Origin of the sequence: Photobacterium carnosum, assembly GCF_002849605.1 — a bacterium.
Classification (GTDB): Bacteria; Pseudomonadota; Gammaproteobacteria; order Enterobacterales; family Vibrionaceae; genus Photobacterium; species Photobacterium carnosum.
In genome coordinates this window covers 1-12,816 of the sequence record NZ_NPIB01000025.1, presented here as the reverse complement: position 1 = coordinate 12,816, position 12,816 = coordinate 1, and the positions used below count along the sequence as shown (strand labels likewise).

Here is a 12,816-nt window from a genome sequence, read left to right as displayed (position 1 = left end):
AAATCGTTTTGTATCCATTCAGTTACATAAGGGAGGAAACATAAATATTGACGTGATAACAGTCACAAATACTACTGTACCGTCTCCTGAATAGTTTGGGATAGTGCACTATCTAGTATGGAACACATTCACAAGGACAGTAACATATGGTTTGCCAAAAAAGAGTACTTATCGTTGATGATAGTGAAGATTTAAGAGATGCATTAAGCGCATATCTAACTAAGTCAGGATTTAAAGTCACTACCGCAAGTGATGGCGAAGAGATGAATAAAATCCTCGCTATAAGTGAACCTCATCTTATTATTTTAGATATTATGTTACCTGGCGATGACGGATTTATTTTATGCAATAGAATTCGAAAAACATCAAATGTTCCCATTATTATGTTAACTGCTGTGACAGATGAGATAGATAGGGTAACAGGACTTGAGTTAGGTGCTGATGACTATATAACTAAAACATTCAGCCCTCGTGAATTACTCGCACGAATTAAAGCCTTGTTACGTCGTTCACAATTTAGTCAAGGATTAGAACATTCACGTTATATATGCTTTTCAGAATGGAAGCTTGATATGTTAATGCGAGTATTAATAGCTCCAGATGGCGTAGAAAGAAAGCTCTCTGGTGCAGATTTTAGTCTGTTAACTCTTTTTCTTCGTCACCCGAATAAGCCATTAAGCCGAAGCATAATATCTGAAACAATTAGAGGCCGTGAAGCTATGCCTTTAGAAAGAGGTATTGATATTCAAGTTAGTCGATTAAGAACAAAATTAGATGATACCAACCACTCAGTGATCCGTACTCTACGAAATGAAGGCTACATGCTCAATACGGATACTATCCATGAGTCTTAATATACACACATCCACACGCATAAATAATTGGTCATTTAACCGTTTCTATCATAAAGTTTTCCCTTTAGGATTAGCCAGTAGATTCATCATCATGCTTTCTTTGGTGATTCTCTCGTCGCAAATTATTACAAGTGCGGTTTGGTATAGCAATATATATCTGAAAGAAAAAGAAGGCTTAGAGGTTGCGTTAGAAAACATAGCCTCAATGGCCGCCTACACTGTGTCATATTATCAAAAACTTCCTAAAGCCAGTCGTCATTTAGTTTTAGAGCAAAATAGAAGTATGGGCGGAACTCGATTTTTCATTTCTCTCAATAGTAAGTCGATCCCAATATCAGGACTACCAGAAACAGAATTAAAACAAGCTTTAACGACAAAGATCACACACAATCTTATTGATTTTCTAGATGAAAAAATAGATATCAATGTTGATTTCACAAGGCGGGATCAACTTAGGGCTTATGATGCAGAAGTACCATTGGATGATATTCCTCGAGCATTTGCTCGATATACCATTGAAAAAGCAAAACATGATCCACCAGTGTTGGTCATGCAATTTCGACTTCCAACAGAAAAGCAAAGTAACGTCGATACCCATGAACAATGGTTATATTTAGCGACAAATCTTCCTGCTCCATATATTGATCTCGAAATTCAATTTTTAGACTCTCGTCAATTCAATTTTATTTTACTCACATCTATAAGCATTCTTCTTTGTACTTGGTTTTTAGTTCGTCACGAAATACGTCCAATTAATAAATTAGCTCAAGCAGCAAAAATGATGGGAAATAAAATGGATGCACACATTATCAAAGAAGAAGGAAGTGGTGAACTTGTCGCGGCAGTACATGCATTTAATACCATGAATAGAAGTATACGAGCATATATTCGCGATAGAGATCTACTTTTTGGTACTATTTCACACGATCTTAAAACCCCTATTGCATGTCTTAAGTTACGTATAGAAATGCTAGAAAATGAAGCAGAGAAAGAAAAATTTAAACGTTCACTTAATGAATTAGAGTTTATGGTAGAAGGCGCTCTACATTACATAAAAAATACAGATATAAAAGAACAACTCGTACAAGTCGATATAGAAGTCATATTAAAAGAACTCAGCCAAATCTATAATGCAGACAAACCTCGAGTTTTTCTTCACGGAATACTTAATGCTCCCCTATTGGGTAAGCCAGTAGCTTTCAAACGCATGCTCAACAACTTAATGGAAAATGCGGTTAAATACGGTAATAGTGTAGATATCTCACTCAGCGATCATAATGATCAGGTTACTATTCAATTTCGAGATTACGGTAAAGGTATTCCAGATGAACTAAGAGAAAAAGTATTTGAACCTTACTTTCGTGTCGCACATGAAAAACAAGAAGGTACAGGATTAGGTTTAAGTATCGTTCGTAATATCGTACTCAGCCACCATGGAAAATTAATACTTAAAAATCATCAAGATGGTGGTTTAATTGTTGTTTTATCCCTTCCGAGGGAAGACTAATGTTTTGTCGTATTTTAGGGTTATTCTTTGTCTGTATATCATCATTAAACAGCCAAGCAAACCAAATAGAAGTATTACATTGGTGGAGTTCAGACAGTGAGCAATTAGCATTGAATGAACTTCGATACGAACTTGAGCGACAAGATATAATATTGCATGACGCCGTCGTTCCTGGTAGTGGTGGTGATACAGCTACGACAGTACTCCAAGCTCGTGCTATCGCAGGTAATCCACCAGAAATGGCTCAAATTAATGGCCCAGAGATTAAATCGTGGGCAAAACTTGGTTTTCTAGCAGATCTTAATAATATTGCTAAAAAACATAAGTGGCGAGAACGATTACCAAAAATCGCAATAGATATAAATACTTATCAAGGTTATTTTGTCAGTGCTCCCATTAATATTCACCGAGTAAATTGGTTATGGAGTAATAAGACAGTCTTTGACCAATATAATTTAACCCCACCAGAAACATGGGATGCTTTTTTTAGTGTTGCTAGTACATTAAAATCACAAGGAGTAACTGCCTTAGCCGTTGGTAATGATCCTTGGCAATTAGCGATTATCTTTGAAGTCATGGCGCTTGGTCTACATGGCTCTGAATATTATCGTCAATTATTAATAGATTTTGATATCGATATCATTATGAGTGAACAAACCCGTACACTCTTCTCTACGTTTAGAAAACTTAAACCATATATTAATGTGAAAAAATCATCAGCATGGAATGCTATTACGCCATCAATAATATCTGGTGAAGCCGCAATGCAATTACAAGGAGATTGGGTAAAAGGAGAATTAACAGCCAAAGGTTTAAAGCCAAATAAAGATTATTTTTGTACTGCGGCGCCAGGAACTACAAACACCTTTATCTACAATATGGATAGCCTAGTCTTATTCAAATTACGTTCAAATAAATCAGATAAAATAGTGACACAACTTGCTACAACACTCGTCTCATCTGACTTTCAATCTAAATTTAATCAAAAAAAAGGATCTATTCCAGTCTTAAGAGATATCGATATGTCATCATTTGATGATTGCTCAAACATATCAAATCAACAGTTTAACTATGCGGAACAACACAATACATTATTACCAAGCATGTCAGATTCAATGGCAGTATCTATACCACTTCAAGAAGCAATGTTAGATTTAATCATGCTCTATTTTAATGATGATACAATAACGGAAGAACAAGCAATCAATCAATTAGTTAAAATTGCTCGAAGCAAAATATTTGAAAAATAATATAACGGCAATACATATTTCTTCTATTTTAGATAAACAAAAAAGCAATTCAAATTCTATTTTTATCACTATTTTCGTAAATAAATACGATTAACGAAACAGTTCAAAGCCAATAAAAATGATCGCAGCAGAGCCTAATACGGCCACTAATCCCGTTACAATCTGGTTTTGCTGCGATTTTGATAAATAACGAATAACCCAATAAGCAAAAGCTAGTAATCCAAAAATAACCAATAACTTAAACATTCTGCACTCCTTTGACTTTAACTAGTAAAAATATATAGATAGCCAACGACCCTTACACTGCAACCTCCTCTATCAAGTGTAGGTGTTAATACTAATAAAAATAGCACCTAATAGTGCTATTTTTAATAGTGTCTTATATTGAACAATAATTACATTTTAAACATAGGTATATTTTGTAACTGTGGAATTATTTGTTGAAGTTGTTGTTCTTGCTTTGCTAACCCTTCAATTGAACCGCACAAATCATTGGCTTTCACTTTCATTTCACCACTATGCTGAGTCACGGTATCGGTAATTTGGGTCTTTAGCTGTGAAAATTTCGTCTGCATCTGACTAAAATCTACATCGCCATTTTTCATTTCATCAGCCAGTGCTGCTAATACACTTGAGATCGATTCGACGGTCACTTGTTGCATTGCATTTTCAAATTCAGTTTTCCACGTCGTATCCATGCTACTAAATACATCAGCAGGCATTACAAACTCACCCTGTTGATTATGAAATTTTTGTTGGGCTTGCTTACTCAATTGATTAACGAGTGTCTGTACTTTTGCAAAAGCCGCTTGTGAATCAAAGCTACTGGATACATCTTTCAATACAGCTAAAGCTAAGCCTGTCCCTTGTTGGGCTAACGCTGCCATCTGCGGCAAATAGGTTTGCATATTATCACTGTATGCTGTTAACGCTTTTTGTTGCATCGCATTAAGATCAACCTGTTGACCATTAATAAATAAATTATTGTTATCATCAATCAATAACTTAGGCTTTCCTGCTTCATAAACAGACACACTGCCTTTATCAATATGAATAGGGTTAGGCACATCAACAGGACAACTTTGTGCATACACAGTACTTGAACTTAATAACAGTAAACCGCCAATTAACCCTTTTATCATCACTATTTTCTCTTTAATTTGATCAAAAAAAGCAGCTCGTTAAAGCTGCTTCTCTCAGTTTAATTAATGTTAGTGGTTATTATCAACTTGAAATGCATTATGGTTAAACAAAGATGACACAATATCTGCAGAAGATACGCCATCAGCTAAACCTAACTCATGATGTGGATTGATATTAATATCGATATTTTGAGTATGCCCATTATCACTATCAACCGTAAGGTTTACATTACCTTTACTATCAACATCTGCACTAACATGCTTTAATAAATCATCTATATCTGACTTATCATCATTAGCTAATAATTCACGAATATCGATCTTATCCTTACCTAACTCAAAATCAGTAATAGTATCAGTTTTAGTAGAAAGCGACGTTTCATGCCATGTAAATACATCATCACCACTACCGCCAGTTAAAATATCATTACCTTGTCCAGCAACTAGAATATGATTACTATCAAAACCAAATAATGATTTGCCTTGGTTATCAGCAATTAATGTATTGTCCTGTTGATTACCAAAATTATCGCTCAACTCTAGGTTACCACTATTAAGTAACGAACCTAATTTATCTTCGTTAGTCATACTGGCAGTATTGTCACCAAAGAGATCATTCTGACTAACACCATTCAAAATGATATTTTGCACCACTTGATGTTGGTCATCAAAAATCTGAATTTCGGTATTACCTTGTTGCTCAACAATATTCAAATGATTATTGAGATAATCCAAAGATTGAATCTTTTGACTATCGAGCGCATCACCAAGATTAATCGTATCAATACCGACTTCAAAATCCATGATAGTGTCAGTTGCTGGCGCATTAGCAGTACCAAAATCACTGTCAGACCATAGGAAGGTATCTTTAACACCATCACCATTGCCATCGAGATCACCACCCCATAAGATATCATCGCCTCGACCGCCAACTAAAATATCAGACGCTAACCCACCGACCAAAATATCATTTCCATCACCACCCAATAACGTTGCTTGTGCTGTACTATCAATCACCAAGTTAGCTTGGTCGGAAGCACTATTCTGACCAATCACATTATTAGTAGCACTAAGGTCATCAACAACCACATTGATGTTTACTGGTGGCGATATAGCTTGGGAACCATCAGATTCCGTTGATACCGCTTCAACACGAATGGTATGGCTACCTTGATCAAGATCTTTAATATAAACGTCACTTAAATCCTGAGCTGTAATCTGCCACTCGCCATTGCCTAAATAAATACCAATAACATTACCCGCTTTATCAACAATCGATGCTGAGCCTAAGTCACTAATTTTTATAGTAAGTGTCTCAGATGCATCAGCCGATGCCGCAACAATTAAGCCAATCAACGGTAACATTGTTCCTAATGAACTTTGAATCGCAGCAGTTTGAAGATGATCGGTACTTAAACTCAATGATGGCGCATCTGCTTTGGGCGTAACATTGATATTAATAGTATTAGTAACGCTTATTGGATTACCCGCACCAGAGTTACCATTATCATCAGTGACCATTGTAAGCGTATCAACACCGCTAAAATTCGACTTACCAAGATAAGTAACACCCTCAGCCAATGCTTTATTGATAGTATTAATATTACCATTAATGACCATATTATGGTCTTTGTCATAGCTAATATTAAGTCCATGTGTATCAACATTATCAGCAAAAGACACATGACCATCTTTAACTTTTAAAGTTACTGTCATGTTCATCTTGGCATTGTCATCATGGCTATCTACATCAGAAATACTCAGCCCTTTAATCAGTAATGGCTTATCTTCATCAACCGTTAGTGGATCTGATGGTATATGATTCACTGGCGCATCGTTGACAGCATTAACATCCACATGAATTGTTTTCTCAACCGTTGTACCTACAACACCATTATCAACAGCATGAATATCAATGCTGAGTTTACCATTCCAATTATTCTTATTCGCATCACCTGGATGGAAAATCAGCGTATCAAGATGAGAGCCTATGCCTTTAATTACCCATGAACCATCAACTTGCTTTTCAGCACTTCCGGCAACACCTTCAGGAAGCGTAAATGAACTTGAATCTGGCACATTAGTAATGGTGACCTGTAATGATTCAGCACCATTCTCATGCACATTTGTTCCTGGATCATTAATGGTTTTTTGATCATCAAAAGCTTTAATACCTAAATCTAAGATGATCGGACTATTTTCATTGCCTGAAATATTAGTGTTGATATTAGTATCAACACCATCGGAGACAGGCTTTACATCGATTGTTATCGGTTTTGAATACACATTTTCATGAGGTAAAGCAGTACCTTCCTCCTGATTATAAACAACAACTTGTATATCAGCTTTTCCACTAAAATTACCTGATGGTGTAATGCTGATATTATTTAAATTGAACGACTTGCTATCTTTTGGCACTGCAATAGTCCACACGCCATCACTATTATTTACCGCACCATGAACAATAAAACCATCAGGAACATGTTCTAACTTAATAGAAGAAATCGATTCAGCGGCATCAACAACCTTTCCTGAAATACCGCTTAACGTAATGTCTGAATCTTCAGATCCATAAATTGTTGTGTCTTTAACATCCCATTGAATATCATCATTAATTGGCTCAATGTTAACGCTCGTTGAGTATTTTTTGTTACCACTTACACTTATTACCTTGCCATCACCAGTATCAACAATATCAACGACCCCGCTAATTTTCACTTCACCACTGAAATGCTTAACAGAAGGCTTAAATTTAATATTATTGAGCTCAGATTCATTAACTATGATCGTCTGAACATACTTACCATGATCAATAAAGTAACCTTGCTTGCTATCCGCTAGTGTTAGTGTCACTGTTTTTACTGTTTCAGAACTATCGGTAAGCGGCACATGTACATGTAATATTACCTCATTACTATCTTCTTTATCAGTAGTGGTAATAGTTACATCTTTAAGCTCATCAACAACAGGAGCAATTATAACAGGCACTTTAACATCACCAGTTTGAATTATCTCTCCCGTATTAGGGTTTGTATTCACAACATCGACAGATAAATCAAATTTACCTGCATAGTCTGTCGGAGTGGTAAGAGTTAAGCCAGATAACACTGTTGTTATATTATTTGCATTCGCAGTCACTATATATTCATGCAAGCTAGAATTGTATTCTACATGTATTTTTTCTGAGCCCTCTATGACACTTCCTTTCGGTAGGCTATTAGCTTTAATAATAAAGGTTAACTGACCTTCCTGTGGTTGAGAATCGGTCGATGTTATTTCTAAATGTTTAACCAGCTGCTTACCTAATAAAGTCGGTGTATCTTCCGACCCCGATATACTTGGATGCACTAACTCAATATGACTAATATTATCGACCTGATCTTTGTCGCCACTACTACCAGATTGTGACTCACCGGAGAAATCGATATAAATTTTTTCACTCGTTATATCTTTGCTGTCTTGATCACTCGTGTCATTTATTTGCTCATCACTCTTATCAAGAATGTCAGCATTCACGGTAACAGTTGCGATCCCCTTATAACCATTTACCGCCTGGATATTAAGGTGTGCTAATCCAGACTCAGGGACTAACCATTGGTTATGACCCAGACTTATTGCTGCCTTAGTTTGATCACCTTGACCATATTCAACAATAAAATCTGCTTTATCGTTTTTATTTAATGTCATAGACATGACAGTGATCACTGCATTCTTAATAGACTCAGAGCCATCGTTAGCTGTACCATCCAAATCCCATGCAACAGATAGATCAACTTTACCCTGTTCATCACTTTTAACAGGATTGGATACTTGTTCACCATAATGATCATGAGCAAACTTGCCATCATCGACAACAACTTGACTTTTATCACCTGGCAAAATTTGTTTAATATCTAAACCACCTTCTTCAACAGCCGCTTTTATATCAACATTAACTGTCTCTGTTATATGCTTTTCGGTAGTTTCCTTATTTCCACAATCCACAGCGACCGTAAAATCTAACGTTAGCGCTGTATCTTTATCTGAATTATGGGGTGCTGTTAACGTTAACGCCTCAGGATTACTTAATAAAAATTTAAATTGGTCACTACTTAACACAGCGATGCCGTTGATTATCTGCAATGCGGTACCATCAATGGATACCGAGTAACCACCTTCTATGCCGTTAATCGTTAATCCACCTAATGTCTCACCAATAGGTAAGACAATAGGTTTACCATCATCTGCTTTTGGCTCCCAATCAATGACGGTTGAAATATCTTCAGTACCTATCGATATTAATGGTGCTAATTGCGGAACAATATGGATGTAAATCTCTTGAGTAATGGGAGAATTACTACTCTTACCATCGTCCTCTGTGACAATCGTTGTCATCGTCATCTTGATCGTATCTGTACTATTTTTCGGTGCGACAATCGTCAGATTTTTTAAGGTATCTTTGATCGATTCGCCATCACTCGCCGATAGTTTTAACTGATAAGTTATCTGACCATTCACTAACCCTGCGTAGACTAATGGTAAGTCTTGACCAGCCGCTGTTTCAAAGGTAACACCTTCAGGGATATCACTTAATACCACACTTAATGTTTCTGATTTATCAGGAGCATGCCCATTATAATCTTCACCTGAACTAACGTTTATATTTAGTGACGTTTTACCATTTTCATTAATAACGGTACAAATACCTTTACCTTTATCTACTGATTCCCACCCACCGATTGTATCAGGAACAATGACTGGAGTATCAGGATCACCTTTAATATTAATGTCTAATGATTTTTTTCCAAACTCAATTGAATCTGTTTTTTCTTCAGTCTTACCGTCCACGGTAATATGAGCTATATCTTTAATAATCCCAGTCACTGTGATTTTAAAATCGCCACTAATATCATCCTTTGGTGATAGTTGTAGACGATCTAACTGATCATAAGCAATCTCATATTTCCCGTTATCCATTGCTACAACATGACCATCTAGCAACAATTTAAAACCTTTAGGTAAATCAGACAGTTGAACAAAAAGATGCTCAGATTTATCCTGATCAACAGATTCAAATAAATGAATTCCATCAACTAATCTTATTACTTGATCTTCAATACTTTCAATATGACTAGTTGATAAAGATCCTTCATCAGCATCTGGAAGTACATTAATAGTCAAGTTTTTAATATCTGAAAATGCACTCGCTTTACCATCAACTACTTGAGGTGAGTCATAGTTGAGAGCTTGTACATTAACTTTAATATCGCCACTAAAATTAGCTTTAGGGATAATATGTACATTCATTATCTCAGAGGCTGAAGCATAACTACCATTATTTATATATTTCTCAATAACACCATTTTTTATTATGGCAATATCACCATAAACTTTGCCATGCTCATCAGAAGGTAAGCTAATACGATACCAGTCGACATGTTCTGAACCATCCTTATCTGTTGGCTCAGCAAGAATATTTAAATTCGCGCCATTTGGTGAATCTTCATTAATCGTATAATGATCAACTGTTTTACTTGACCAAACGGGTTTATCCGCGATTCCTAATACAGTAATGTTTAAAGGTTGAGATAATAATATATCTGTAGTCTTTGTATGAACACTAACATCCATATCAAATGTTAATGGTTTACGATCGTTACTAAAAGTTGAAAAATCATGATCAGGTACAAATATCAGACCAGATAACTGAAATTCAGCATTATTACCAACAGATGTAAACTCACTACCCGAAATCTCGATTTTTCCATCATGAACATCTAATACACTGCCATTATATTTAAATATACCATGTGATTTATCACCGACATTAATAGTCAATTTTTCGATTTTTTCACCTTGGTCAATATCAAATAAATCAACAGTGATCGGATCAATAACTATTCCTTTGGAATCTTCATTACCAATAACAGACTCAGGAGCTAAAACAGCAGTACCATCTTGAACATTTATTTCAACATTAAATGCTTTACTATGATCGTTATCAGCATCAATAGCATAAACAGGTATTCCAAACTTTATCTTATCCGTTCCCGTTTGATCTAATTCACCTACCATTGTAAATACATAATGTCCAGTTGATACTAATGTATATTTGAAAATAACTTCATCGCCCACTTTTCCTTCATACAATCCATTACTTGTTTGGACTAGTTGTACAAGTTGATCATGAGAGGTAATGTGAACATTTTTATTAAACGATTCAATGTCAACTTTATAGTCAATAACATTATCAGAACCAACTTGAACGGTAAGATCACCTTTTGCTGAGTCCAATTTTTCATTATGTTCTTGTACAGTAATACTTGAGGCATTAGTTATAACAGGATCACGACCATCTTCAATCTTGATACTGATAGCACTGCTTGTGCTGTCATTATCAAAGTCTGTCGCTTTAATACCTAAATCAAGCTGTATATCGTCCGCTTTATTGTTTTGCTCTAGCGCCTGATGCTGCGTCACCGTGTACTTACCATCCTTTTCAATGGTAATGGTTAATACATCGGTTGCTGGTGATGATACCTTGCCCGTAAAGACATGAATAACATTCCCATCAACAGTATATTCCGTTTCCTGAGTATTCGATGTTAATCCCGCTAACGTGGCTTTTGCTGTATCACTTAACTCAAAGTTCAAGCTCTTAATCGTGTCTGAGCCTAACGTTAACTCAATATGACTTCCATTCGTTTGAGTCTGATGCCCCGCTTCTTGGTAATCTAACGTAGCATCAGTACCAAAGGCAGGCAATGCACCATCTTTGATAGTCACGTTAACATCAATTGGTTTCGCTAATAGATCACCATCAATATTTCCCAATTGAACAGGTACTGAAATATTTAATGGTTCACCTTCCCGAGTAACATTAACATAAGTTCCTGACTGACTAAGATGATCTAACGGTTGATATTCTGTTAATGTCATACTTACGGTAACATCACCTTGTTGATCCGCACTAGGCGTCAAGGTTAATGAAACAACCTTGTCATCCTTTGCGGTATAACCTGTCAGAGTGATCACACCCTGTTCATTTGTGGTTGGCTTAAAAGTAAGGGCATCCCCACCAGAAGTTAATTGATTTAACTCACTAATAAGTACAGATTCGGTATCTTTAGCTAACGATAACGATGATGCAATTAAATCTTTATTTATCACCTTCACCGTAAAATCATGGTGACTTTGAGCTAAATAATCAGGATTAATTCGAGGTTCTAAATCACCTTCAACAAGTTTTATCGTAGCCTGACTATAATCTTCAATCGATGAAGCGGTATTATTATGATCACCATAATGGGTCGTAGTCACTGACGCACTGACTTCACTGTGACTGGTTATTTGTGCACTGTCCACGCTCACTGACCATGTCAGGTCCGAGTTCACCGTGGTGTCATAGTGTTGCTTATCAATGGTCACAACCACCTTGTCACCACTTTGTGCATCACCCGCCACCGTACCAGTGACCACAATCTGCTTCGCTTCACCTTCGTGCTCAGTCACCACGTCATCACCCGTAATCGGGTTGATATCGATGGTTGGATGAACATTTACGGTATAATCATGCTCAGCGGTCACGGTTTTGCTGTTACCTGCGGTATCTTTGCTCGTTACCGTAGCACTAACATGATCCGTATTCGCATCTAACAAGACCTTGCCATCAACGGACAAACTCCATGATTTATCCGCTTGTACTTTTGCGGTCCCTAACGTTTTACCATCAAGGGTAACGGTAACTATATCGTTAACTTTAACATCGCCGCCAACCGTACCAATAATCGCTTGGGACTGTTCAGAATCAGGTCCTGTCACATTATTATCGGTTGCAATCGAGGTAATAGTAATCGCTGCCGCAATGTCAGTATCAACACCGTAAGGATCGACATTCGTCGCCGTGGCACTGTTGCCTGCATCATCCGTGGTGGTGACGGTTGCCGTCACACTATCAGCCTTCGCACCGGCTAAGGCGCTGCCCTCTACCTCTGCCGTCCACGTTAACTTACCGTCATGCTCCACAACTTTCGTGGTACCCACCGCGTGTCCGTCAACCGTAATCGTAACGGTATCGCCGACTT

Annotated in this window: 6 protein-coding genes; 3 read left to right on the top strand and 3 right to left on the bottom strand. The window is 36.8% G+C overall.

Annotated elements, in window-relative coordinates; genetic code table 11:
• Positions 1-146 precede the first annotated feature (146 nt).
• From CIK00_RS16685 to CIK00_RS16675, 3 genes are read left to right on the top strand one after another with little or no spacing between them, the layout of a single operon-like run.
• On the top strand, positions 147-854 hold the full coding sequence (locus CIK00_RS16685) for a response regulator (protein WP_101769788.1): 708 nt from the start codon (positions 147-149) through the stop codon (positions 852-854).
• Positions 844-2,361, top strand: a complete 1,518-nt coding sequence (locus CIK00_RS16680) for an ATP-binding protein (protein WP_167388572.1) — start codon at positions 844-846, stop codon at positions 2,359-2,361. Before CIK00_RS16685 ends, CIK00_RS16680 begins: the two co-directional genes overlap by 11 nt.
• Positions 2,361-3,611 carry an ABC transporter substrate-binding protein gene (locus tag CIK00_RS16675; protein WP_101769786.1) on the top strand — a complete coding sequence of 417 codons (1,251 nt, stop codon included), beginning with the start codon at positions 2,361-2,363 and terminating at the stop codon, positions 3,609-3,611. Before CIK00_RS16680 ends, CIK00_RS16675 begins: the two co-directional genes overlap by 1 nt.
• Before the next feature lie 90 nt (positions 3,612-3,701).
• On the opposite strand, the gene CIK00_RS21355 is transcribed toward CIK00_RS16675, so the two are convergent.
• From CIK00_RS21355 to CIK00_RS16665, 3 genes are all read right to left on the bottom strand, one after another.
• Positions 3,702-3,857, bottom strand: coding sequence for a hypothetical protein (locus CIK00_RS21355; protein WP_162841613.1), 156 nt, complete (start codon positions 3,855-3,857; stop codon positions 3,702-3,704).
• 149 nt (positions 3,858-4,006) lie between these two features.
• Positions 4,007-4,753, bottom strand: a complete 747-nt coding sequence (locus tag CIK00_RS16670) for a DUF2884 family protein (RefSeq protein WP_101769785.1) — start codon at positions 4,751-4,753, stop codon at positions 4,007-4,009.
• 69 nt (positions 4,754-4,822) lie between these two features.
• Complete coding sequence (locus CIK00_RS16665) at positions 4,823-12,775, bottom strand: Ig-like domain-containing protein (RefSeq protein ID WP_233426573.1); 7,953 nt, start codon at positions 12,773-12,775, stop codon at positions 4,823-4,825.
• Positions 12,776-12,816: the final 41 nt, after the last annotated feature.

What these genes read in the sequence shown, in the direction of transcription:
- CIK00_RS16670 (WP_101769785.1), bottom strand. Translation starts at nt 4,753, where the DNA reads ATGATAAAAGGGTTAATTGGCGGTTTACTGTTATTAAGTTCAAGTACT.
- CIK00_RS16685 (WP_101769788.1), top strand. Translation starts at nt 147, where the DNA reads ATGGTTTGCCAAAAAAGAGTACTTATCGTTGATGATAGTGAAGATTTA.
- CIK00_RS16680 (WP_167388572.1), top strand. Translation starts at nt 844, where the DNA reads ATGAGTCTTAATATACACACATCCACACGCATAAATAATTGGTCATTT.
- CIK00_RS21355 (WP_162841613.1), bottom strand. Translation starts at nt 3,857, where the DNA reads ATGTTTAAGTTATTGGTTATTTTTGGATTACTAGCTTTTGCTTATTGG.
- CIK00_RS16675 (WP_101769786.1), top strand. Translation starts at nt 2,361, where the DNA reads ATGTTTTGTCGTATTTTAGGGTTATTCTTTGTCTGTATATCATCATTA.